Here is a 22,110-nt window from a genome sequence, read left to right as displayed (position 1 = left end):
ACAGAGCCGCCCTGACGGCCAAGGAGAAAATGAGATGAAACATTGCCTGCGTGTAGGCGTCGGTGGTCCGGTGGGCTCCGGCAAGACGGCGTTGCTCAAGCAGTTGTGCCTGGCATTGCGCGATCACTACGACCTCGCGGTGGTGACCAACGATATCTATACCCGTGAGGATGCCGACTTCCTGACACATCATCAGGCGCTGCCTGCCGACCGGATTCTCGGGGTCGAGACCGGCGGTTGTCCGCACACCGCGATCCGCGAGGATGCCTCGATGAATCTCGCTGCCATCGACGATCTTCAGGCACGCCACCCAGGGCTCGAACTGGTGCTGGTCGAATCCGGTGGCGACAACCTGTCGGCGACCTTCAGCCCGGAGCTATCCGATCTGACGCTGTATGTCATCGATGTCTCGGCCGGCGACAAGATCCCGCGCAAGGGAGGGCCAGGCATTACCAAGTCGGACCTGCTGATCATCAACAAGATCGACATCGCCGAGCAGGTTCACGCCTCGCTCGACGTGATGGAGCGCGATGCCACCATGATGCGTGGCGAGCGGCCCTTCGTGTTCACCAACCTGCACGATGGCATAGGACTGGATACCATCGTCGACTTTCTCCTCGAGCGCGGCATGCTGCCCGACCGGCTTGGCAGGCATCGTCGCGCCGCGGATGACTGACCCTTTGCACCTCAAGACCTTCGATCACGACAAGGAGATCCTCATGCCCCTTCTGCCTCATTTTCGTGTCTGGCTGGCCGTTCCCGGCCTGTTGCTGGCGTCCGGCCTGGCCATGGCACATCCCGGACACGGCGCCGAGCACGGCGGTTTCATGGCTGGCCTGACACATCCGCTGCTGGGCCCTGACCACTTGCTGGCGATGGTGGCCATCGGCCTGTGGAGCCTCGGCCAGCCGCTCCGGCCGCGTTTGGCTATTCCCTTGCTGGCGGTGGGGGGCATGATCATCGGTGCCGGACTGGCCGTTGCCGGCATCAGCCTGCCAGGCGTGGAAAGTGCCATTGCCCTGTCTGTTCTGCTGGCAGGTATCCTGGTCGCGACCCTGGCAAGACTGCCGAGCCTCGTCGGTGGCCTGTTGGTGGTGGGCTTCATGCTCTTTCACGGCTATGCCCATGGCACCGAGATGCCGCATGGCGCCTCGCTGGTCACTTATCTGGCGGGCTTCAGTCTGGCAACCCTGGCCATCACCCTGGCCGCGCGCTTGGCCGGCGGTTGGCTGCAGGCTCGGCAGAGTCGCCCCTTGCGCGTTGTCGGTGCCGTGATCGCGGCGATTGGCGCCTTCTTCGCCCTGTCCTGATTCTGGCAGGTAACGGAACCTGCACGGCGGACGGCAAGCCGGTATGCTGCTTGGCAGGGGGTCAGAGGATTGGCCGTCATCAGCAGGGAGCGCCGGCATGCCAAGACTCGCGAGTACCCGCCGGGGAGGCGGCAGGATCATGTGGTTGTGGGGAGCCTTGGCCATCGCGTTGGTGCTGTGGGGGGCCATGGCCGCCTGGCAGCGATACAAGCCGCTGCCGGAAGGCATCGGAAAGGCCTATCCCGAACGCCCCGTCACCGGGGCGCGGCTGCTCGTCGACGAGACCTGGTACGACGCCTCGGGCCGGCGGCATCTCGACCAGGCGATCTTCGACGAGGCCCTGGCGATGATCGCCCAGGCGCGACGCCTGGTCGTGATGGACATGTTCCTGTTCAACGACTTCGCGGGCTCCGCGTCGGGAGACGCCGATTTCGTGCCGCTCTCGTCCCGCTTGACTCAAGCATTGATCGCACAGCGCTCCCGTCATCCCGACCTCGACGTGGTGGTCATCACCGATCCGCTGAACACGCTGTACGGTGGCTTGGCGCTGGCTCACCTGGAGCGGCTGCGCGAGGCTGGCATCAAGGTCGTGGAGACCGATCTGGACCGACTGCGAGCCTCCAATCCGCTTTGGTCCGGTATCTGGCACCTGGGACTCGACCGGCTGGGCAACGATCCCGAGGGCGGCTGGCTGCCCAATGCCCTGGGGCGAGGACACGTGACCCTGCGCAGTTATCTGGCGATGCTCAACTTCCGCGCCAATCACCGCAAGACCCTGGTGGTGGACCAGGGAGATGGCTGGGCCGGACTGGTGACCTCTGCCAATCCCCATGATGCGAGCAGCCTGCACGATAACCTGGCGCTGCGCTTCGAGGGGCCGGCAGCGCTCGACCTGCTGGCCTCGGAACGCCCGGTCGCGGCCTGGGCCGGGGTGGAGCTGCCGGGGCCTCTACCGCCGCCGTCATCCACCGAGCCTTCGGGCACGAGCTTGAAGATACTGACCGAAGGGGCGATCCGTGACGCCTTGCTGCAGATGGTGCGTGGGGCGGCATCCGGCGATCGGCTCGATGTCGCGGTCTTCTATCTGTCGCATCGGCCCTTGATTGAAGCGCTGGTCGAGGCCCGGCGTCGCGGCGTGGAGGTACGGGTGCTGCTCGATGCCAATCGTGAGGCCTTCGGCATCGAAAAGGGTGGCATTCCCAATCGACCGGTGGCCGAGGAGCTCGAGGCGGCCGGCATCGAGGTGCGCTGGTGCGTTACCCGAGGCGAGCAATGCCACACCAAGCTGCTGCTGCATCGACCCGCTGCGGGCGGTGAAGCCTCGATGATCTTGGGGTCGGCCAACTACACGCGGCGCAATCTCGATAATCTCAATCTGGAGACCAGCGTACGTTTGACGGGCGTGTCGAGCGAGCCGGTGCTGGCCGCGGCCATCGACTACGTCGAGCGACGCTGGCATTCGACGCCGCAGCGAACCACCAGCCGCGAATACGTCGAGGCCGATGACGTGGGCGCCATGGCCTGGTGGCGATATCGACTGATGGAGGCCAGTGGGCTGTCCACCTTCTGATGCCGGAAGGTCGGGGCGTCAGTCGACGTGGGTGACGGCCTGGTGGCGGGAGTCGATGTGCCAGGCCAGGCCCAGGCGGGTGTTGCGTTCCAGCTCGGCGATGACCTGGGCGCCGAGCAGCAGGATGATGGCGCCGACCTCCAGGATCAGCAGGATCACGATCAGCGTCGCCAGGGAGCCATAGACGGCGTTGACGAAGGAGAGGTTGGTGAAATAGAGGACCAGCAGCAGGCGCGCGCCTTCCCAGAGCAGGGCGGCGACGAAGCCGCCGACCAGGGCGCGGTGCAGGGCGATCCGTACGACCGGCATGACCTTGTAGATGGCGCTGAACAGCAGGAAGACGCCGACGAAACTGGTCAGGTTGAGCATCGGGCCGGAGAGTCCCGACAACGGCAGTTCACGCCCGAGCAAGGCCATCCAGACCGCATTGACGGTATTGGCCAGGCTGACCATGAGCGTCAGGCTCAGCAGGCTGGCGCCGAGCACCAGCATGAAGGCATAGGGCATCAGCACCGAGACCCACACCGAGCGACCGGCGTGGGTATCCGGGGCATGGAAGATGATCGCCAGGGCATCCTCCAGCATGCGGAAGGCGAAAGAACTGAAGACCAGCAGCACCGGGATGCCGAGAATGCCGATGGCATCACGCGAGTCGAGCAGCGAGCGCACCGCATCGAGTACCACCTCGGCATAGGCGGGAGTGAGGTGGCGCACCTGGATGGCCAGCACGCCCATCAGTTGCTGTTCGTCCACCACGCCGGCCAGCAGCACGACCAGCAGGGCAAACAACGGCACGATCGACAGCAGGACGTTGTAGCCGACGCCGCCCGCCAGCAGGATGCCGCGATTGCGCAGGAAGGTGGTCAGTACCCGCCAGGCGAAGTGTGCCACGCGACTGGCGAGAAGTGGCAGGCGGCGTCGGGAGGATGGCACCGGAGAATCAGACATGGGCAAGCCGGTCGAGGATCTTCCGGCATGATACGCTGTTCGACGCGATTCACGTCAATCGCCGCATGCCGGGATGGCGAACGTCTGCCCCATGAGGTTCGCTTGTGAAGGATTGTGCCCCGGTGTGGACGAGGGGGCGCAAGGTGGCGCCCCAGGGTGTATGCTGAATCGACCCATCGCGTATGGCCCGGGAAGGGGCCTATACCATCCACATCGACCCATGTCGGGGGAGAAAGCCGATGTCAGACAGTTCCATGCGAGAGCTCTTTCAGGACAACCGCGTCAGGGTGCTGGCTATCGTGGCCGTGGTGGCCGTGATCTGGGCGCTGTTCGCTCAATCCAGTGTCAGCTCCAGCAACGAGGCGCGTCGTTCCCTGCAATCACGCCTTGAGGCGGCGCAGACCGAGAACCAGACGCTCAAGAGCCAGGTGGCTGAGTACGAGGCGGCGCAAACCGAGGTCGAGGAACTCCAGGCGCGTACCGCTGAGCTCGAACAGCAGCGCAAGGCCGCCGAGGCAGAGTTGGAGAGCGTCACCTCCGAAGTGGAGCAGGCCGAGGCGCAGCTCGAGCAAGCCAATGCTGCCCTCGAGCCCTTGCAAGCCAAGGTTGACAAGGCCGAGCAGCAGCTCGAAACGCATCAGGCGTCTCTGGAGCAGGCCCAGCAGGAGGCGGAAAAGGCCACTCAGGCTCGGGACGAAGCTCAGGCGGCTCGCAAGGAGGCCGAGCAAGCGCGCAAGAAGGCTGAACAGCAACGGGAGACCCTGGCGAAAGAGGTTGCCGAACTCGAGGAGCAGCGCGACGAGCTCAAGTCTTCCCTGAAGCCATTGCGCGAGCAGCACCAGCAACTGCAGGCTCAGCGTGACGATGCCAGCAGCAAGCTGGATGCCTTGCAGGCCAAGCTCCAGGAAGGACGCCAGGAGTTGGCCGGGCTCGACGCCAAGGTCGATGCGCGCAGCCAGCAATTGGCACAACTGAAGAGCGACCTGGCGGGCTGGCGCGATGCCCTGGCTGACCTGGATGCCGAGGTGGCATCCGACGATGGCGCCAGTGACGGCAAGGCTCGCCCGGAAGCCGGTGACGACGCCTCGACGTCTTCCGGGTCGAGCGAGGGCGACGCCTCCCGCTCTCAGGATGGCAAGGCCGCATCGTCTTCCTCCGAGTCAGGCGAGGGCGACGAGAAGGCGCAGGAGTCATCCGACCAGGAGAAGGAGGCTCAGGAGGCCTGAGCGTCTCGAGTTGCCGATGAAAGGACGCGCCAAGGCGCGTCCTTTGTCGTTCATGGGCATGCTCGACGTTGCATGACGCCGAGCGGGGACAGGTATACTGGTCACTCCGGCCGCAAGGCGGTCGGCCCCCCAAAGTGCAAAAGGAGCGAGTCGTGATCGAAGGGGTCAAGCATATCGTTGCCGTGGCGTCCGGCAAGGGAGGCGTCGGCAAGTCCACCGTCACCGCCAACCTGGCCTTGGCCATGGCGGCCGAAGGGTATCGCGTCGGCATTCTCGACGCCGATATCCATGGGCCCAGCCAGGCTCGCATGCTGGGTGTCGCCGAGGGGACAAGGCCCGAATCGGCCGGCGAGAATCGTCTCAAGCCCCTGGAAGCCCATGGCCTGCAGGCGATGTCCATGGCATTCATGATCGACGTTCGCGAACCGACGGTGTGGCGTGGCCCGATGGTGGCCGGTGCCTTCCAGCAGTTGCTGACCCAGACAGTGTGGGATGACCTGGATGTGCTGTTCATCGACATGCCGCCCGGCACGGGGGACATCCAGCTTACGCTGGCGCAGAAGGTGCCGGTGGACGGCGCCGTGATCGTCACCACTCCCCAGGACATCGCGCTGCTGGATGCCCGGAAGGGCATCGAGATGTTTCGCAAGGTCAATGTGCCCACCTTCGGCGTGGTGGAGAACATGAGCCTGCATGTCTGCTCGAACTGTGGCCACAGTGAGCCGATTTTCGGCGAAGGCGGGGGCGAGCGCATCGCGGCGGAATATGATACCCGCCTGCTGGGACGCTTGCCGCTGACCCTGGCGATTCGCGAGCAGGCCGATGGCGGCGAGCCGACCGTGGTGGCCGAGCCCGATGGCGAGGTGACCGCTACCTTCCGTGATATGGCGCGCCAGGTGGCCGAGCAACTGGGCGGGCCGGTAGACGAGGGACCGGAGATCTCGTTCAGCGAATGAGCTTTGTTGAACCGTGACGACAGGCGTCGTGCCCGCTATCATGGCGGGCCTTGTTTCGACCCACCAGGACGACCCCATGAGCATCAAATCCGACAACTGGATCCGTCGCATGGCCGAGCAGGAGGGCATGATCGAGCCCTTCGAGGCCGATCAGGTACGTTATGTGAACGACCAGCGGGTGATCTCCTACGGGACGTCCAGCTACGGTTACGATGTCCGCTGTTCCGATGAGTTCAAGGTGTTCACCAACATCCACTCGGCGGTGGTTGACCCCAAGGGGTTCGACGACAAGAGCTTCGTCGACATCAAGGGCGATGTCTGCGTGATTCCGCCCAATTCCTTTGCCCTGGCGCGCACCGTCGAATACTTCCGCATTCCCCGCAGCGTGTTGACCATCTGCCTTGGCAAGTCCACCTATGCGCGTTGCGGCATCATCGTCAACGTGACGCCGCTCGAGCCGGAATGGGAAGGGCATGTGACCCTGGAGTTTTCCAATACAACCAACCTGCCGGCCAAGATCTATGCCAACGAAGGGGTGGCCCAGATGTTGTTCCTGGAATCCGACGAGGTCTGCGCCACCTCCTATAAGGATCGTGGGGGCAAGTACATGGGGCAGCGTGGGGTGACGCTGCCACGGACCTGAATGAGCCTGTGCCGAAGCGGAGGGGCGACCTGCCAGGTTGCTTGTCAGGCCCCTTCGGCTTTTGTCGTGGCAGGCTCGCGATGCGGTTATTCGAGGCCGAGCTCCCGCCGGTACCTTTTGCTCAACCCCATCGTCACTAGATGATGCGATTCGCTGAGATAGTGGCTCAACTCGTCGTTCGGGCATTGGCGGCCGTCGTATAGCTGTATCCATTTCAGGCCGCGCGAGGCCAGGTAGGGAGCGGGTCTGAATCCTGGCTGATCGCGCAGCACCTCGAAGTCGAGCTCCGAGACCTTGAAAGTGAATGCCGGCATATCGAGCTTCTCCCAGCCGCCGATGGCGAATACCTTGCCTCCGACCTTCCAGACATGAGAACCGCCCCATTGCATGACGTAGGTGGTCGCCGGCAGGGAACGGCAAACGTCATTGTATTCGTCGTACGTCACTCCGACCTCCTTGGTGGCGACATTCCCCGGGCGGCGCTTTTCCATCAGGATTCTGCGTGACCACAGGGCGCCCAACGTTCATTCGTGTGTCTGTTATCCGGGTTTCCCCGGAGGTTGTAATGAGCTCTTGGTAAAAAATGTTGCAAACACTTGATTGAATCGTACGTTTTGCTGCCAATCTTTTCAGATATCGGTGGCGCTGGATCGCACCGATCTTCAAGGCAACAGGGCAATAAGACAAAAGGATACGATAATGATCAAGGGACTTCCCTCTGGAACCACGGCTGGAATAACTCAATACTTCGAGCTTCGCCGCCTGACGGCTACCATCCTCTGTGCCGGAATGGGAGTGGCCGGGCTCATGGCCTCGGCTCCGGCGATAGCTTATTCCAGCGTCTATGTGTTCGGCGACAGCCTGAGCGACACGGGGCAGTTTCCGGATGGCGAGTCGGGCGGGCTGAATGCGCAACGCTTTACCAACCGGCTGGGACCGGACCACGACACTACACCCTATGGGCCAGTAGCGACGCAGTTGCTGGCACAAAAGCTGGGCCTCTCCGCGATTCCTTCGACTTCCATCGGCCGGCAGCAGGCCGGCTTGCTGGATGGCACCAATTATGCGGTGGGCGGGTATACCACCGGCCAGATATGGGCCTCGATCACCCAGGAGGGTGGCTCGGTTGTGCAGGCGGGAACGCCATTCGACCGGACCCAGAACGGCTATCTCCCCGCTGTCGGCGGCATGGCCGCCCCGGAGGCGCTCTACTACATCAACGGCGGCGGCAATGATTTCCTGAGTGGCCAGGTGACAGGGCCGGAGGAAGCCGTCAGCGCCGCTCATACCTTGGCCGATGCGGTGGATGCCCTGGCCGAGGCGGGGGTGCACGCTCTCGGGTGATCCGAAGGGGATGGGGTCAGTGCTGAAGTGCGATTCGATTATCGGTTCGCGGACAGTGATTTGCCCTGATACACCGCGCCTTTCGTGGCGTATCGCCACCTCGACGCTGACGAAGCGGCCGAGGTACGCCTGGCCAGCCTGCCGAGCAATGCATGGAGTGCCGATGACATGGAGCGCGACAGCGATCACTACCTGCGCGTCGATGCCGGCTGGCGCATGTGGCTAGGCGAGAATGGCAGGCTGCATCTAGGGGCCGGTGCCGAGACATGGGATGACATCGCCGCCCATTTCGAGGTTGGCGCTAGCCTGGCCTTCTAAGTGGCGACGCTACCAGCCCCCGACGTGGTCAGTGGGGGCTGGTAAAGTGTTCAGTCGTCTTCGTCCAGCTCCTCGGCGGCATCGTCGTGGGAAAGGCGCATGCCGGTAGCGGGCAGAGGGGTGCCGTCCATGGTGACGGCGTCGCCCGCCAGCTTGAGGCGGCCTTCGAGGAACCAGTTCACGGCGATGGGCAAGATCAGGTGTTCGCGGGCCTGCACCTTATCCTTCAGGCTGTCTTCGGAGTCCGTGCGGTCGACCCTTACCTCGGCCTGGAGTGCCACCGGGCCGCCGTCCAGCTCTTCGGTGACGAAGTGCACGCTGCAGCCATGCTCGGTCACGCCATCGGCGAGGGCTCGGGCATGGGTGTGCAGGCCCTGGTAGGCTGGCAGCAGCGAGGGGTGGATGTTGAGCATTCGGCCCAGGAAGCGCTGGACGAAGCGAGGGGTGAGAATGCGCATGAAGCCGGCCAGGACCACAAGGTCGGGCTCGTGGCGCTCGATAACCTTGATCAGCGCACCATCGAAGGCTTCACGGCTCTCGTATTCCCGATGGGGCAGCGCCACGGCGTCGATGCCAGCATCGCGAGCCCGCTTGAGGCCGTAGGCGTCGGGCTGGTTGGAGATCACCGCGGCGATCTCGCCGCCGAGGCGGTCGTGCTCCTGGGCTTCGATCAGTGCCTGGAGATTGCTGCCGTTGCCGGAGATCAGCACCACGATCCGCCGCGGCTCGGCGGGCTCGGGGGTGAAGTCCTGCAGGGTGTCGCTGGGGTAGTCGGTCTCGCTCATTCGTTCAGGTTCTCCAGTCGGACCGCCTCGTCATTCTCGCCGCGTGCGACGATGTCGCCGATGCGGTATACCGTCTCGCCCTGGGCCTGGAGGTGGGCGCGGGCCTGGTCGGCCCGATCCGCCGGTACCACCAGAACCATGCCAATGCCGCAGTTGAGCACGCGATGCATCTCGTGTTCGTCGACGTTGCCCTGGGTCTGTAGCCAGTCGAAGACCGCCGGACGTTTCCAGCTTGCGGCGTCGATGCGGGCGGCAGTGCCCTCGGGCAGGACCCTGGGCAGGTTCTCGAGCAGCCCGCCCCCGGTGATGTGGGACAGCGCATGGACCGGGATGTCGGTTTCCTTGAGCAGGGACAGCAGCGGCTTGACGTAGATGCGGGTCGGCGCCATCAGGGCATCGCCCAGAGGGCGGCCGTCGATGGCGGTGTCCAGGGATGCCTCGCTGAGCTCGAGAATCTTGCGGATCAGCGAGTAGCCGTTGGAGTGGGGCCCGGATGAGGCCATGCCGAGCAGGACATCGCCTTCGTCGACCCGCTGGCCATCGAGGATCTCGTCTTTCTCGACCACGCCGACGCAGAAGCCGGCCAGATCATAGTCGCTGCCCTCGTACATGCCGGGCATTTCGGCGGTTTCGCCGCCGACCAGAGCACAGCCGGCCTGTTCGCAGCCCTGGCCGATGCCGGTCACCACATCCGCGGCGATGTCGACATCCAGCTTGCCCGTGGCATAGTAGTCGAGGAACAGCAGAGGCTCGGCGCCGGCAACGACCAGGTCGTTGACGCACATGGCCACCAGATCGATGCCGATGGTGTCGTGCCGGCCGAGATCCATGGCCAGGCGCAGCTTGGTTCCCACGCCATCGGTGCCGGAGACCAGCACCGGCTCGCGGTAGCCGCTGGGGAGCTGGCACAGCGCGCCGAAGCCGCCCAGCCCGCCCATCACCTCGGGACGAGTCGTGCGACGGGCGACGCCCTTGATGCGGTCGACCAGGGCATTGCCGGCATCGATGTCGACGCCGGCATCCTTGTAGCTGAGCGAGGCGCCGTTCGGGCGCTTGGTGGAATCGGTCATGGCCTGTCCTGTTATGAACATTGCTGTCGAAGGCGCGTCCCGGTGCCTTGGCCGTCAATTGGCGCAAGGACGCCGCGGTGGGCAAGATCGGGCGCAGATTGTAGCATCACGAGGCGTGGCACGCACCGCCACACCGGGCATCGCACAGGGAGAGCAGGATGCGTAGACAAGGTTGGATAGCGGCCGTACTGGCGGCGCTGGGGTTATGGTTCCTGATCAGCATAGAACCGGTGTTGATGCCGTTTTTCGTCAGCATGGTGCTGGCCTATCTCGGTGACCCGCTGGCCGATCGGCTCGAGGAGAAGGGACTGTCGCGACGATTGGCGGTATCGCTGGTGTTCTTGCTGCTGACGCTGATCATCGTCTTGAGCCTGTTGCTTGTCATCCCGGTCCTGGGCCGGCAGATAGGACAACTGATCGAGTCGTTGCCCGCCATTCTTGGCTGGGTGCAGAGCACGGTGGTGCCGCGCGTCCAGTCGATGACGGGGATGGATCTCAGCACGGACTTCGATCAGATGCGTCAGGCACTGGTCGACAACTGGAAGGAAACCGGCACCTTCGCTGCGACCTTGCTGGCCCAGGTGTCGAAGTCGGGACTGGCACTGGTCGCGATGGTCGGCAACCTGGCGTTGATTCCGGTGGTGACCTTCTACCTGCTGCTGGACTGGGATGACCTGGTGGCCAAGGTGCGCGGTTCGCTGCCGCGTCGCTGGGAGCCGACGGTGGTGCGACTGGCCGGGGAATGCGATGAAGTTCTCTCGGCCTTCCTGCGCGGGCAACTGATCGTCATGTTGTGCCTCGGGATTATCTATGCCATTGGCCTGACCTTGCTCGGCGTGAAGTTCGGGCTCTTGATCGGGCTGCTGTCGGGGCTTGCCAGTATCGTGCCCTATCTCGGCGTGATTGTCGGTATCTCGGTATCCGGCCTGGTCGCCTTCTTCCAGTCAGGCGAGATATGGATGCTGCTGGGCGTGGCGGCGGTCTTCGGCTTTGGCCAGTTCATCGAGAGCATCGTGCTGCAGCCCAAGCTGTTGGGTGACAAGATCGGCCTGCACCCGGTGGCGGTGATCTTCGCCGTGCTGGCCGGCGGCCAACTGTTCGGCTTCACCGGGGTGCTGGTGGCGCTGCCGGTGGCGGCCATGGTCATGGTGGTGTTGCGTTATCTGCACGATCGCTATAAAAACAGTGCGCTCTATGACGCGGACCACCGAGCTTCGAACGAGGAGTCGCCATGAGTCGAGCGCCCGCGCAGTTGCCCCTGGGCGTGGGGCTGCGAGACGATGCCACCTTCGCCAACTTTCATCCTGGCCCCAGCGCGACCCTGGTGGCCTGCCTGAAGCATCAGCTGGACGAGAGTGGCGAGCCGTTCCTCTACCTGTGGGGGAGCGATGGCGTGGGACGCAGCCATCTTCTGCAGGCGGCCTGCCATGCCGCTTCCGATCAGGACCGGCGGGCCCTCTATCTGCCACTCGAGGAGCTGGGGCACTTTCCGCCGTTGATGCTCGAGGAGGTGGAAAGGCTCGACCTGGTGGCCATCGATGATCTGGATCGGGTGGTTGGTCGCAAACGCTGGGAAGAGGCATTGTTCCATGCCTTCAATCGGCTGCGGGACGACGGGCGACGCCTGATCGTCGCCGCTTCGGTGCCCCCTCGGCAACTGGCGGTCACCTTACCCGATCTGGCATCCCGCCTGACCTGGGGAATGACGTTTCAGGTCCCCGGGCTCGATGACCAGGGGCGCCTCGACGCCCTGCGGTTGCGCGCTCGGGGGCGAGGCATGGAGCTGCCCGACGAGGTCGCCCGATACATCCTGCATCGTGGCCCCAGACGCCTGGATGCGTTGTTCGACGTCCTGGAAACCCTGGACCGAGCTTCGCTCTCGGCCCAGCGCAAGCTCACCATTCCTTTCGTCAAGCAGGCGCTGGGCTGGTAGCGCGCTCATGTCTCCTGGCGGCACAGCCACTCGGTCTCGAAGCGGAAGGCATTGAGGACGTCATCCTGGGTGAAACCGTGGCGCGTCAGGGTGTCTTCCCATTCCTGGGTATGACGATAGTCCGTGAGGGCGTCATCGAAGGCATCCCGCAACGTCTCGGCGTCGGTGGGGAAGGTGAACCCGCCCCAGCTCCGGACGATCTTGCCGTCTACCTTGGGATCCTCGAAGCCTTCCACCACCTCGACATCCGGACTCTGGCCACCGAGCTGACTGACCGTGAGGCCGGTGCCGGCATAGGCATCGGCGCGATCGGACAGCAGCGCTTCGATGGCGGCGTCGTTGGACGCTATGGTGGTCATCCGATCGTCGGGAACCTCGAGTGCCCGAAGGATATCGACCTGGGTCGCGCCCTGCAGAACGGCGACGCTGATGTCGTCACGACTGGCGAAGTCTTCGTAGCCGCGAATGTCGAGGGGATTGGTGGCCCTGACCAGCAGTCCTTCGCCATAGGAGGTGTTGGGCGCCGAGAACAGCACGCGTTCGCACCGTTCGGGACGAATGGCCATCTCGGCGGCGGCCATGTCGAAGCGTCCTTCCTCGAGGCCCGGTATCAGGTCGCCGAAGGACGTGGCGACCCACTCGATATCATCGATGCCGATTTCCTCGAGCACGTGGCGCGCCACCTCGGGGCCGGCGCCCTGGCCCTGACCTTCATCGTCCAGATAGCCGTAGGGCACCTCGTTGGCCACGGCGACACGGATGCTGCCCTGCTGGCGAAGTTCCTCCAGTGATGCGGCCAGGGCGGTCGGAGCCGCCAGGATCACTGCCAATGGCACGGCCAGCCAGGCGAGGCGTGTGCTGTCGATGTCCTTTTCGTCCATTGCCTACCTCCTCCGTTTGGCACCACCAGGCAGGGAGACATCGCTGGAATGCCTGCCAAGGCAGGCATTCCGAGTCTCCTGCGTGGCGTGAGACTCCTCTCACAGCGTAGATCGCTACCCTGGTGGCCGCCATCGGCGGTGGCGTTACCGGTTCAGTTGTATCTCGCGGTGTTGGCCATCACCCAGGCGTGTCTCGTGAATGATGACCTTGCGCTGGCCGCTCGAAGGGTCAACCAGGCTACCTGATACATAGAAGTGTCCGGAGGGCAGGCCGCGCAGCATGAAGTAGCCATTGCCATCGGTGCGGGTCGTGTGGGTATAGGCGCGGGCTCGTGGATCCGCCCGTTCCACCGCGCGGCCGGCCAGGGCCTGTTCGGCCGCTTCAGCGGAATAGGTGGTGACCGGCGCCACCGAGACGGTCTCGCCGGCGCCGACCACGGTGCCGGAAGGGGTGTCGAGGGTCAGGCGACCACTGAGCGCGGCGTTGCCGGTTTTCTCGAGGGCGGCATACTCGTCCGCGGGAAAGTCGACCTGTCGCGGTACGCGACCAGTATCGGTAGCGGGCTTTTCGCTGATATCGGTGATGTCGACCGAGTCATCGCGCTGCGTGCCGCTCGATGGGGGAAGGGCCTGGCAGCCCGCGAGAACGGTGCCCAGTAGAAGGGGCAGAAGGATATGGCGCATGGCGTCTCTCTTTCTTTAGCATTGGCCCTGTGTGCCGCAAGAGCTTAACGCAAAAGGGCCACCGCCAGTAGCGGTGGCCCTTGGGGCGCCGTGTCGGAACGAGGATCAGGCCTTGCGGGTGGCCTTCTCGACGCTCTCGGAGGCTTGCTTGACGTTGGCGTCGGCCAGCTTCTGGCTTTGCTGGACGAAATCCTGCTGCAGGGAGACGACCTTTTCGGCGTCATTCTTGAAGCGTTCGGTCAACTCCTTGGTGACCTTCTGCTGGCCTTCCATGTAGGTACGCAGACCGTCGGCATCCTTGACGTCGAGCAGGGAACGCAGCTGGGCGATGCCGGTTTCGGTGTAGGCCTGGCTGGCATCCAGCTGAGCGCGCAGCAGCTTTTCGGTGTAGTCCACGGACAGCGACGCATAGGCGCGTGCCGGGCCGAAGAACAGGGATTCGAATTGCTCGGTGAACTGTTGGGTATTGAAGTCGCGCATCGTCTGCACCCTCCTGGGGTCGGTCTTCGGTGAAGGCCTGGGCGATCCGCCGATGCCTTCTCGTTCATGTTGCAATGCACAATAGCAGGCGCTTTTGTGCGTCGCAACATGCCGAATGTAAAAAAATGCACGTGCGCAACGGCGCATCCCGGAGGAGAAGTGAACGATGCGATCAGGAATCGTTCATAAGCGCCTTGCAAGCTGACCGCGGCATCGCCATGGTGAGAGCAGGATATGCCGACGAGGAAGCGAAAATGAGCGACAAGCGTATCGAGCGTGACAGCATGGGCGAGCTGGAAGTGCCGGCCGAGGCCCTCTACGGCGCTCAGACTCAACGTGCGGTGAACAACTTTCCGGTCTCCGGGCAATCCATGCCGGCGGCCTTCATCCATGCCATCGCGCATATCAAGCGTGCTGCGGCCAGGGTCAACCATGACCTGGGGCTGCTCGATGGGCCGCGTGCCGAGGCCATCGTCAAGGCGGCCGAAGCGGTGATCGACGGACGGCATGACGATCAGTTTCCGGTGGATGTCTTCCAGACCGGCTCCGGGACCTCGAGCAACATGAACGTCAACGAGGTGATCGCTCACCTGGCCGCCGCCGAAGGTGTCGATGTCGGCCCCAATGATCACGTCAACATGGGACAGTCGAGCAACGACGTGATTCCAACAGCCCTGCACCTGTCGGCGGCGCTGGAGGTGACTCGCGAACTGCGCCCGGCACTGGTGCACCTGCGCGAAACGATCGACAGTCGGGCCGCCGAGCTCGATGAGGTGGTCAAGACCGGCCGCACCCACCTGATGGATGCCATGCCGCTGCGCATGAGCCAGGAACTCGGTGGATGGTCGAGCCAAGTGGGGCAGGCCATCGAGCGAATCGACAGTGCCATGGCGCGGCTTTGCCGTCTGGCCCAGGGCGGCACGGCGGTGGGAACCGGTATCAACGCCCATCCCGAGTTCGCCGAGCGCATGGCCCGGGAACTCGGCCAGCGCACCGGGCTGACGCTGACGCCCAACGACAGCTTCTTTGCCAGCCTCGGTTCCCAGGATGCCGCGGTGGAGCTTTCCGGCCAGCTGCGAGGCCTGGCCTGTGTGGTGATGAAGATTGCCAACGACCTGCGCTGGATGAACTCCGGGCCATTGGCCGGCCTCGGCGAGATCGAGCTCGAGGCGTTGCAGCCGGGCAGCTCGATCATGCCGGGCAAAGTCAATCCGGTGATTCCCGAGTCGGCCGCCCAGGCCGCCGCCCAGGTCATCGGTCTGGATTCGGCGGTGACCGTGGCCGGCCAGAGCGGCAACTTCCAGCTCAATGTCATGCTGCCGCTGGTGGCCAACAACCTGCTCACCGCGATCACCCTGATGAGCAATACCTCGCGCCTGCTGGCCGATCGTGCCATTGCCACCTTCAAGGTGCGCGAGGATCAACTGCGCGAACCGCTCTCGCGCAATCCCATCCTGGTCACGGCATTGAACTCGGTGATTGGCTACAACGCTGCGGCGGCCATCGCCAAGCAGGCCTACCAGGCGGGGCGGCCGATCATCGAGGTTGCCGAGGAGCAGACCGAGCTGTCGCGCCAGGAGCTGGAGCGCCTGCTCGACCCGGCGGCCCTGACACGGGGTGGGATACCGGAATGACCGGGGCGCCCGGGAGCTTGAAGTCGTACGCTTGAAGCGGGAAGAAAAGCCCCTTGACCCGATGTTGTCGGGGGCATTCAGCTTATGTCTCCTGTTCCCTTTCCTTGCCTTCGCGGATCGTGGAGTGCGCTTCGTGGTGCTCGTCGCGGTCCGCCTCAGGTGTTTCATGTTCATCGGCTCGGGAGGGGCGATAGCAGAGCGTGGTGAGAATCGGGAAATGGTCCGAGCCGAACCCCGGCAGACGCCGCATGTCGCGTAGCGTGAAGTGTTCGCTGGAGAAGACATGATCGAGCGGCCAGCGCAGCAATGGATAATGTGCGTGGAAAGTGCTGAACATGCCGCGACCTCGGCGTGGATCGAGCATGCCGCTGATGCGACAGAAGAGCCGGGTCGTGCGTGACCAGGCCACGTCGTTGAGGTCGCCGGCCACGAGGGTCGGGGCGGGGGCATCGTGGATGCGCTTGCCGATCAGCAACAGTTCGGCGTCACGCCACAGCGATTCCTCGCTTTCGTTGGGTGCCGGCGGTCGAGGATGCACGGCGTACAACTGGATGTCGTCCCCGCAGGGCAGGGTGACCCCGGTCGATATGGACGGAATGTCGTCCTGGATCAGCCGCTCGACCTGCGGTGAAACCAGGGGCAGTCGTGAATAGAGGTGCATGCCGTACAGGTTGTCCTGGGGAATGCGTACGGCGTGTGGCCATTGGTTGGCCAGGGCGGCATCGAGTTGACGGCCCCACCAGTCGTCTGACTCGAGGGTCAGGACGATATCCGGCTGATGCGCGTGAATGAGATCGACCAGCCCTTCGGCATTGCGATTGGGTGTCAGCACATTGGCGACCAGCAGACGAATGCAGCGATCGTCATGGCCGGGTTCGCTGCGCTGGACCTGCACGGGCCAAAGGCGTGTCCACGGCAATATGTAGCAGGCCTGGACCACGAGGGTGGCAAGGCTGCTTGCCACGATCATCCAGCGCCATGGTGCCTCGGTGAGAGGGGCGAGCAACAAGGTCAGCAGTGCCAGCGTGGCGATCTGTAGACGCGGAAACTCGCAGCTGCGTATCCACCACCAGTGAAACGGCAGTCGGGCAAGAATCGTGATTCCCAGAAGCAGGATGGCAAGGGTCGCGATGATGACGGACAGCACGGCACGTCCTCCATGTCGATGCCAGTGGTATAGCGGAGCATACCGCGGATAGTGCAGCGATGGGAGAGCCGGCCGCTGGTCCGTCGTGCGCGTCGCGGCAGGGTCTCACGCGACACGATCAAGGAGCGCGACATGGCATGCCTCGAGACTCGTTGGTATACAGACGCATGCGTTTCAGGAAGTGTGGTGATGATTCCTTCTCGAAAGACGTTTCAGTTTCTGCGTTTCAGGAGTGTATCGACTCGATGTCAGACACGTTATCGCTCGACCCGTCAGGTTGCCGCAATCGTTACCTGTTGATGCGTCACGGCCATAGCGAGGCCAATCGACAGGGGCGCATCATCAGTTCACCGGGGCAAGGCATCGCGTCTTTCGGTCTGTCGCCGCAAGGACGCAAGGAGGTGGACGATATCCTGGAGACTTGGCATTGGGAGGTGCCGACACATGTCGTGCATTCCGATTTCCTGCGTACGACCCAGACGGCGGTTCGAGTGGCGGAGCACTTTGGTGTCACCGTGACGCCGAATCCCGGGCTGCGTGAGCGAGGGTTCGGGGAGCTCGAGGGGGAGGAGGACGCCCGCTATGCGGATGTCTGGGCCTGTGACGCCGTCGATGCGAGCCATGCGCGATTCGGTGTCGAGCCCGTCGAGGCGGTTGCCGCGCGCATGGTGGCGGTCGTGCGCGAGCTGGAGCGTCGCGCAGCAGGAGGCGTCGTGTTGCTGGTGAGCCATGGCGATCCGCTGCAGATCCTGTTGTCCGCCGTGACGGGTTTCGATCTGCGACGTCACCGCGACCGGTCGCCGTTGCGACCCGCCGAGGTGGTGGCGTTGTTCGAGAGCTGAGCCAATCTCCTGGTATTGGCCTCAGCGACATTCTCGTCACCGCGCCTAGGCGATGGCAGTGAGTCGGTCGCGTGCCAGGTATTCCGCCAGGCGCTGCTGCTGGTCGGGCGTCAGCCGCAAGGCCAGCTTGGTGCGTCGCCAAAGGATGTCCTCTGGTCGACGTGCCCACTCATGCTCCACCAGGTAGTCGACTTCGGCGGCGGTCAGGCCGGCACCGAACGATTCCCCGAGATCCTCGATGCTACGCGCTCCATCCAGGAATGCCAGGCACAGGGTGCCGTAGCTGCGTGCGAAGCGCTGCGCCTGGGCCTTGCCCAGGAAGGGATAGTCGGTCTCGAGGCGTGCCGCGAAACTTGCCTGATCGTCGATGTCGCCACCGGGGAGCGCGGCGCTCTCCGTCCAGCTACCGCTCATCCCGGGAAAGTGCGGGGTGAGGGCATCGAGGGCCGCTTCGGCGAGCTTGCGATAAGTGGTGATCTTGCCGCCGAACACCGACAGCAGCGGTGCGCCGCTGCTGTCGTCCAGGTCCAGCGTATAGTCGCGGGTCATGGCGGAAGGGTCTGCCGATTCGTCGTCGCACAGGGGGCGCACGCCGGAGAAGGTGCGCAGGACGTCCTGGCGCGTCAGGGGCGTGGCGAAGTGGTCGTTGACGACGTCGAGGAGATAATCGATTTCTTCCTCGCTGGCCTCGACCCGGGACGGGTCGCCCTGATAGCGACGATCCGTGGTGCCGATCAGGCTGAAATCCTCCTCGTAGGGCAAAACGAAGACGATGCGCTGGTCGGTGTTCTGCAGGATGAAGGCTCGCTCGTCGGCGTTGCGGCGCGGCACGATCAGGTGGCTGCCCTGGATCATGCGAACGCCGTAGCGCGAGACTCGTCCCGCCTGGCCGCGCACCACACTGTCAACCCAGGGGCCGGCGGCATTGACCAGGGCTCGGGCGTAGCGAGTGAAGCGTCGACCGGTATCGCCGTCTTCCAGCTCGATCTCCCAGTGGTCGCGATGGTCCCGCGCGGCGACACAGCGTGTCCTGACCATGATGCCGGCACCATGGCGCTGGGCATGCATGGCATTTAGCACCACCAGTCGAGCGTCGTCGACCCAGCAGTCCGAGTATTCGAAGCCTCGGCGGATGTCTGGCTTCAGGCCCAGTGATGACGACAGGCGAATCCCCCGGGAGCCGGAGAGTCTCTGGCGCTTGCCGAGATGATCGTAGAGGAACAGACCGGCCCGCAGCATCCAGGCGGGCCGCAGATGTGCGCGATGCGGCAGCACGAAGCGCAGGGGGCGGATGATGTGCGGCGCCTTGGCGAGCAGCACTTCGCGCTCGCGCAACGCTTCCCTGACGAGTCGGAATTCGTGGTGTTCCAGGTAGCGCAGGCCGCCATGGATCAGCTTGCTGCTGGCCGAGGAAGTGGCGCTGGCCAGGTCGGCCTGTTCGCATAGCGCGACCGAAAGGCCGCGACCGGCGGCGTCGGCTGCGATACCGGTGCCGTTGATGCCGCCGCCGATCACGAAAAGATCCAGGATGTGGTCCTTGGAAGTGCTCATCGCACAAGCTCCGACCGGCGAGCTGCCGGGTTCGTAGGTGAACATGATGTGTTTGAAAACGAAAATATAACAATCGAATTCGAACATCAAGCCGGCCCGCTCATTCAAGTGGGCGTGACGCGGGGCTGGGTGGAGTGGCGTTGAGCGATGCGGCGAAGGAGGGCGGCGCCGGCAGCACAAGCGCCACGGATCGTGGGATCAGGCCAGGTAGAGTGTCACGTCGTGCTGCGTCAATAGCCGCTTGATGCTCTCCGGGGGCTCGCGATCGGTGAACAGTGCGTCGAGTTGGGCGAGGTTGCCCTGGCGTACCACGGGATTGCGCTGAAACTTGGAGTGATCGGCGGCCAGGAAGACCTGACGGGAATTGTGGATGATGGCCTGGGCGACTCGGACTTCCTGATAGTCGAACTCGAGCAATGAGCCGTCTTCGTCGATGCCACTGATGCCGATAATGCCGTAGTCGACCTTGAACTGATTGATGAAGTCGATGGTGGCCTCGCCGATGATGCCGCCATCCCGGGAGCGTATCTGGCCGCCGGCGATGATGACGTTGAAGTCCTCCTTGTGCTGCAGGATGGCCGCGACATTGAGGTTGTTGGTGATGACCTCCAGGCCGTGATGATGCAATAGTGCCTCGGCGATGACCTCGTTGCTGGTGCCGATGTTGATGAACAGCGAGGCATGGTCGGGAATCTGCCGGGCGAGCAGGGCAGCGATGCGTTGCTTGGCTTCCAGATTGAGTGTCTTGCGGGTCGAATAGGCGGTGTTGACCGTACTCGATTCAAGCCCGGCGCCGCCATGCACGCGGCGAATGCGGCCCTCGCTCGAGAGCTGGTTGAGGTCGCGACGTATGGTCTGCGGCGTGACCGCGAAATGCTCGGTGAGCTGCTCGATACTGGCGTAGCCCTGGCGTCCTACCAGTTCGAGAATGCTGGCCTGGCGTTGTTGTTGATTCATGGCGACTCCTTGGATGTCGACGATTCTACTGCATCGGTGGCGGTGATGCAGTGAGTCGCCGGTATGCGCCGAAGGTCGTAGTCATCACGGCCTTTCTCCAATTGAGTGGGCAAGGCCACTGGAGTAGGCTTTATGATCGTAAACGAACATTGACGTTGCAAAACGAAATTGGCCGATCAGGAAGCGCTGAAAGCTGCGCTTCTTACAACGACAGGACGCTTTCATGGCTTCTCATCTGCTCGCCATCGATCAGGGCACCACCAGTTCCCGCGCCATTCTCTTTGATCGCGAGGGCCATGTCGCCGTTACCGCCCAGCGAGAGTTCCCCCAGCAGTTTCCCGAGGATGGTTGGGTCGAGCACGACCCCGAGGCGATCTGGGAAACGGTGGTCGCCACTTGCCGGGAGGCCATCGACAACGCGGATATCGGCATCGGTGACATTCTCGGCATCGGCATCACCAACCAGCGAGAAACCACCCTGGTATGGGACCGTGTCACCGGCGAGCCGCTTTACAATGCCATCGTCTGGCAGGACAGGCGTACTGCCGAAACCTGCGAGCGGCTTCGTGAGGCGGGGCATACCGAGCTGGTGCAATCGCGCACCGGCCTGTTGATCGATCCCTACTTCTCGGCCACCAAGCTGGCCTGGATCCTGGATAACGTGCCTGATGCCCGGGAGCGTGCCGAGCGGGGCGAGCTGGCCTTCGGCACCGTCGATACCTTTCTCATCTGGCGCTTGACCGGTGGACGGGTGCATGCCACGGATGCCACCAATGCGTCGCGTACCGCCTTGTTCAATATCCATGAGCAGCGCTGGGATCCATCGCTGCTCGAGCTCTTTGGCATTCCCGAAAGCCTGTTGCCGGAGGTCAGGGATTCCAGTGATGACTTCGGCCATGCCGATGCCGAATGGCTGGGGGGAGAGCTGCCCATCGCGGGCGTGGCGGGCGACCAGCAGGCGGCGCTGGTCGGGCAGGCCTGCTTTGCGCCGGGCATGGGCAAGAGCACCTATGGCACCGGCTGCTTCATGATCGTCAACACCGGTCATGAGGCGGGTGTGTCGCGCAACCGGCTGCTGACGACGGTCGGGTACCGCCTGAATGGCGTGACGACCTACGCCATGGAAGGCAGCATCTTCGTCGCCGGGGCCACCGTGCAGTGGTTGCGAGACGGCTTGCAGCTGTTCGCCGATGCCGCCGAGACCGAGGCGCTGGCGCGCAAGACGCGCCGTGGGCACAGCGTCTATCTGGTGCCGGCCTTTACCGGGCTAGGGGCGCCGTACTGGGATCCCAAGGCACGCGGCGCCATCTTCGGCCTGACCCGCGACACCGGCATCGCCGAGATCGTCGCCGCCGGCCTGCAGGCGGTCTGTTACCAGACCCGGGATCTGCAGATGTGCATCAATGACGACATGACGGCCGCGCCGGGGACCCTGAGAGTCGATGGCGGCATGGTGGCCAACAACTGGGTGATGCAGTTTCTGGCCGACATGCTGGGCGTGAGGGTCGATCGGCCCACGGTGCTGGAGACCACGGCCCTGGGGGCCGCCTATCTGGCGGGGCTGAAGCTCGGTTGGTATCAGGACCTCGAGGAGATCGCCGGTCTATGGCGTTGCGAGCGAAGCTTCGAGCCGGAGATGCCGGAAGAGGAGCGCAGCCGACTCTATGCCGGTTGGCTGGAAGCGGTGGAGAGGGTGCGTTCGGCACCTTCGGCGCATGACCCAAGTCACTGATCCTCGGGCCGTTGAAGGAATCGGCTCGTGACAATCGGGGGTTGCATTTCGGCTCGGGATGCGTAGAATACGCATCCGTTGTCGAGGCGAACATCGCCG

General features: G+C 63.9%; 23 protein-coding genes. 13 read left to right on the top strand and 10 right to left on the bottom strand.

Translation table 11 applies throughout. The annotated features are described in order from the left end of the window. Positions 1–34: 34 nt before the first annotated feature. From ureG to HSDC_RS12950, 3 genes are all read left to right on the top strand, one after another. On the top strand, positions 35–676 hold the full coding sequence (gene ureG, locus HSDC_RS12960; RefSeq protein ID WP_064700358.1) for an urease accessory protein UreG: 642 nt from the start codon (positions 35–37) through the stop codon (positions 674–676). A 43-nt stretch (positions 677–719) separates the two neighbouring features. Further along, a complete protein-coding gene (locus HSDC_RS12955) occupies positions 720–1,310 on the top strand; it encodes a HupE/UreJ family protein (protein ID WP_064700506.1) in 591 nt (196 codons plus the stop codon). 97 nt (positions 1,311–1,407) lie between these two features. Continuing rightward, complete coding sequence (locus tag HSDC_RS12950) at positions 1,408–2,880, top strand: phospholipase D-like domain-containing protein (RefSeq protein WP_082920037.1); 1,473 nt, start codon at positions 1,408–1,410, stop codon at positions 2,878–2,880. Between the two features lie 18 nt (positions 2,881–2,898). Here HSDC_RS12950 and HSDC_RS12945 read toward each other — a convergent pair whose 3' ends face one another. Continuing rightward, positions 2,899–3,828: a YihY/virulence factor BrkB family protein gene (locus tag HSDC_RS12945; protein WP_064700356.1), complete on the bottom strand. Its 930-nt coding sequence runs from the start codon at positions 3,826–3,828 to the stop codon at positions 2,899–2,901. Between the two features lie 239 nt (positions 3,829–4,067). On the opposite strand from HSDC_RS12945, the gene HSDC_RS12940 reads away from it, so the two are divergent. From HSDC_RS12940 to dcd, 3 genes are all read left to right on the top strand, one after another. Then, complete coding sequence (locus HSDC_RS12940; RefSeq protein ID WP_064700355.1) at positions 4,068–5,054, top strand: coiled-coil domain-containing protein; 987 nt, start codon at positions 4,068–4,070, stop codon at positions 5,052–5,054. 134 nt (positions 5,055–5,188) lie between these two features. Then, positions 5,189–6,010 carry an iron-sulfur cluster carrier protein ApbC gene (gene apbC / locus HSDC_RS12935; protein WP_073292152.1) on the top strand — a complete coding sequence of 274 codons (822 nt, stop codon included), beginning with the start codon at positions 5,189–5,191 and terminating at the stop codon, positions 6,008–6,010. Between the two features lie 76 nt (positions 6,011–6,086). Next, a complete protein-coding gene (gene dcd, locus HSDC_RS12930) occupies positions 6,087–6,653 on the top strand; it encodes a dCTP deaminase (RefSeq protein ID WP_064700354.1) in 567 nt (188 codons plus the stop codon). Between the two features lie 86 nt (positions 6,654–6,739). On the opposite strand, the gene HSDC_RS12925 is transcribed toward dcd, so the two are convergent. Then, entirely contained in the window at positions 6,740–7,144 is a 405-nt protein-coding gene (locus HSDC_RS12925) for an MmcQ/YjbR family DNA-binding protein (RefSeq protein WP_244534459.1), read from the bottom strand. 316 nt (positions 7,145–7,460) lie between these two features. On the opposite strand from HSDC_RS12925, the gene HSDC_RS12920 reads away from it, so the two are divergent. After that, complete coding sequence (locus HSDC_RS12920; RefSeq protein ID WP_137055305.1) at positions 7,461–7,997, top strand: SGNH/GDSL hydrolase family protein; 537 nt, start codon at positions 7,461–7,463, stop codon at positions 7,995–7,997. Positions 7,998–8,081: 84 nt separating this feature from the next. After that, positions 8,082–8,315: a hypothetical protein gene (locus tag HSDC_RS12915; RefSeq protein WP_064700352.1), complete on the top strand. Its 234-nt coding sequence runs from the start codon at positions 8,082–8,084 to the stop codon at positions 8,313–8,315. Positions 8,316–8,365: 50 nt separating this feature from the next. On the opposite strand, the gene purN is transcribed toward HSDC_RS12915, so the two are convergent. Next, entirely contained in the window at positions 8,366–9,100 is a 735-nt protein-coding gene (gene purN / locus HSDC_RS12910) for a phosphoribosylglycinamide formyltransferase (protein ID WP_064700351.1), read from the bottom strand. Continuing rightward, positions 9,097–10,170, bottom strand: a complete 1,074-nt coding sequence (gene purM, locus HSDC_RS12905; protein ID WP_064700350.1) for a phosphoribosylformylglycinamidine cyclo-ligase — start codon at positions 10,168–10,170, stop codon at positions 9,097–9,099. Before purM ends, purN begins: the two co-directional genes overlap by 4 nt. Before the next feature lie 158 nt (positions 10,171–10,328). Here purM and HSDC_RS12900 point away from each other — a divergent pair, with 158 nt between their 5' ends. Both HSDC_RS12900 and hda read left to right on the top strand, forming a co-directional pair. Next, positions 10,329–11,405 (top strand): AI-2E family transporter, encoded by a 1,077-nt coding sequence (locus HSDC_RS12900; protein ID WP_064700349.1) that lies wholly within the window; start codon positions 10,329–10,331, stop codon positions 11,403–11,405. Further along, positions 11,402–12,103: a DnaA regulatory inactivator Hda gene (gene hda / locus HSDC_RS12895; protein ID WP_064700348.1), complete on the top strand. Its 702-nt coding sequence runs from the start codon at positions 11,402–11,404 to the stop codon at positions 12,101–12,103. Before HSDC_RS12900 ends, hda begins: the two co-directional genes overlap by 4 nt. A gap of 5 nt (positions 12,104–12,108) precedes the next feature. Here the strand turns inward: hda and ehuB are convergent, their stop codons facing one another. The 3 genes from ehuB to HSDC_RS12880 form a co-directional block, all read right to left on the bottom strand. Beyond that, a complete protein-coding gene (ehuB, locus tag HSDC_RS12890; protein WP_064700347.1) occupies positions 12,109–12,984 on the bottom strand; it encodes an ectoine/hydroxyectoine ABC transporter substrate-binding protein EhuB in 876 nt (291 codons plus the stop codon). A 144-nt stretch (positions 12,985–13,128) separates the two neighbouring features. Further along, positions 13,129–13,668 carry a hypothetical protein gene (locus tag HSDC_RS12885; protein ID WP_064700346.1) on the bottom strand — a complete coding sequence of 180 codons (540 nt, stop codon included), beginning with the start codon at positions 13,666–13,668 and terminating at the stop codon, positions 13,129–13,131. Between the two features lie 105 nt (positions 13,669–13,773). Beyond that, entirely contained in the window at positions 13,774–14,148 is a 375-nt protein-coding gene (locus tag HSDC_RS12880) for a phasin family protein (RefSeq protein WP_064700345.1), read from the bottom strand. 254 nt (positions 14,149–14,402) lie between these two features. Here HSDC_RS12880 and HSDC_RS12875 point away from each other — a divergent pair, with 254 nt between their 5' ends. Then, on the top strand, positions 14,403–15,782 hold the full coding sequence (locus tag HSDC_RS12875; protein WP_064700344.1) for a class II fumarate hydratase: 1,380 nt from the start codon (positions 14,403–14,405) through the stop codon (positions 15,780–15,782). Between the two features lie 82 nt (positions 15,783–15,864). Here the strand turns inward: HSDC_RS12875 and HSDC_RS12870 are convergent, their stop codons facing one another. Continuing rightward, positions 15,865–16,929: an endonuclease/exonuclease/phosphatase family protein gene (locus HSDC_RS12870; RefSeq protein WP_064700343.1), complete on the bottom strand. Its 1,065-nt coding sequence runs from the start codon at positions 16,927–16,929 to the stop codon at positions 15,865–15,867. 245 nt (positions 16,930–17,174) lie between these two features. Here HSDC_RS12870 and HSDC_RS12865 point away from each other — a divergent pair, with 245 nt between their 5' ends. Beyond that, positions 17,175–17,771: a histidine phosphatase family protein gene (locus HSDC_RS12865; RefSeq protein WP_064700342.1), complete on the top strand. Its 597-nt coding sequence runs from the start codon at positions 17,175–17,177 to the stop codon at positions 17,769–17,771. A 45-nt stretch (positions 17,772–17,816) separates the two neighbouring features. Here the strand turns inward: HSDC_RS12865 and glpD are convergent, their stop codons facing one another. Together glpD and HSDC_RS12855 are read right to left on the bottom strand one after the other, a co-directional pair. Continuing rightward, on the bottom strand, positions 17,817–19,322 hold the full coding sequence (gene glpD / locus HSDC_RS12860) for a glycerol-3-phosphate dehydrogenase (RefSeq protein ID WP_064700504.1): 1,506 nt from the start codon (positions 19,320–19,322) through the stop codon (positions 17,817–17,819). Positions 19,323–19,520: 198 nt separating this feature from the next. Further along, positions 19,521–20,279, bottom strand: coding sequence for a DeoR/GlpR family transcriptional regulator (locus tag HSDC_RS12855; protein WP_064700341.1), 759 nt, complete (start codon positions 20,277–20,279; stop codon positions 19,521–19,523). A 223-nt stretch (positions 20,280–20,502) separates the two neighbouring features. On the opposite strand from HSDC_RS12855, the gene glpK reads away from it, so the two are divergent. Beyond that, positions 20,503–22,011, top strand: a complete 1,509-nt coding sequence (gene glpK, locus HSDC_RS12850; RefSeq protein WP_064700340.1) for a glycerol kinase GlpK — start codon at positions 20,503–20,505, stop codon at positions 22,009–22,011. Positions 22,012–22,110: the final 99 nt, after the last annotated feature.

This window comes from Halomonas caseinilytica (assembly GCF_001662285.1).
GTDB classification, from domain to species: Bacteria; Pseudomonadota; Gammaproteobacteria; order Pseudomonadales; family Halomonadaceae; genus Halomonas; species Halomonas caseinilytica.
Note: the sequence above shows the minus strand (reverse complement) of the source record. Positions and strands in the feature narration are given on the sequence as shown.

Excerpts from the sequence above, each read along its gene's own strand:
- HSDC_RS12865 (WP_064700342.1), top strand. The coding sequence starts at position 17,175 with ATGTCAGACACGTTATCGCTCGACCCGTCAGGTTGCCGCAATCGTTAC.
- HSDC_RS12940 (WP_064700355.1), top strand. The coding sequence starts at position 4,068 with ATGTCAGACAGTTCCATGCGAGAGCTCTTTCAGGACAACCGCGTCAGG.
- HSDC_RS12920 (WP_137055305.1), top strand. The coding sequence starts at position 7,461 with ATGGCCTCGGCTCCGGCGATAGCTTATTCCAGCGTCTATGTGTTCGGC.
- HSDC_RS12880 (WP_064700345.1), bottom strand. The coding sequence starts at position 14,148 with ATGCGCGACTTCAATACCCAACAGTTCACCGAGCAATTCGAATCCCTG.
- glpK (WP_064700340.1), top strand. The coding sequence starts at position 20,503 with ATGGCTTCTCATCTGCTCGCCATCGATCAGGGCACCACCAGTTCCCGC.
- hda (WP_064700348.1), top strand. The coding sequence starts at position 11,402 with ATGAGTCGAGCGCCCGCGCAGTTGCCCCTGGGCGTGGGGCTGCGAGAC.
- purN (WP_064700351.1), bottom strand. The coding sequence starts at position 9,100 with ATGAGCGAGACCGACTACCCCAGCGACACCCTGCAGGACTTCACCCCC.
- HSDC_RS12900 (WP_064700349.1), top strand. The coding sequence starts at position 10,329 with ATGCGTAGACAAGGTTGGATAGCGGCCGTACTGGCGGCGCTGGGGTTA.
- HSDC_RS12945 (WP_064700356.1), bottom strand. The coding sequence starts at position 3,828 with ATGTCTGATTCTCCGGTGCCATCCTCCCGACGCCGCCTGCCACTTCTC.
- HSDC_RS12875 (WP_064700344.1), top strand. The coding sequence starts at position 14,403 with ATGAGCGACAAGCGTATCGAGCGTGACAGCATGGGCGAGCTGGAAGTG.
- glpD (WP_064700504.1), bottom strand. The coding sequence starts at position 19,322 with ATGAGCACTTCCAAGGACCACATCCTGGATCTTTTCGTGATCGGCGGC.
- HSDC_RS12855 (WP_064700341.1), bottom strand. The coding sequence starts at position 20,279 with ATGAATCAACAACAACGCCAGGCCAGCATTCTCGAACTGGTAGGACGC.
- HSDC_RS12925 (WP_244534459.1), bottom strand. The coding sequence starts at position 7,144 with ATGGAAAAGCGCCGCCCGGGGAATGTCGCCACCAAGGAGGTCGGAGTG.
- HSDC_RS12885 (WP_064700346.1), bottom strand. The coding sequence starts at position 13,668 with ATGCGCCATATCCTTCTGCCCCTTCTACTGGGCACCGTTCTCGCGGGC.
- ureG (WP_064700358.1), top strand. The coding sequence starts at position 35 with ATGAAACATTGCCTGCGTGTAGGCGTCGGTGGTCCGGTGGGCTCCGGC.
- dcd (WP_064700354.1), top strand. The coding sequence starts at position 6,087 with ATGAGCATCAAATCCGACAACTGGATCCGTCGCATGGCCGAGCAGGAG.
- ehuB (WP_064700347.1), bottom strand. The coding sequence starts at position 12,984 with ATGGACGAAAAGGACATCGACAGCACACGCCTCGCCTGGCTGGCCGTG.
- HSDC_RS12950 (WP_082920037.1), top strand. The coding sequence starts at position 1,408 with ATGCCAAGACTCGCGAGTACCCGCCGGGGAGGCGGCAGGATCATGTGG.
- purM (WP_064700350.1), bottom strand. The coding sequence starts at position 10,170 with ATGACCGATTCCACCAAGCGCCCGAACGGCGCCTCGCTCAGCTACAAG.
- HSDC_RS12955 (WP_064700506.1), top strand. The coding sequence starts at position 720 with ATGCCCCTTCTGCCTCATTTTCGTGTCTGGCTGGCCGTTCCCGGCCTG.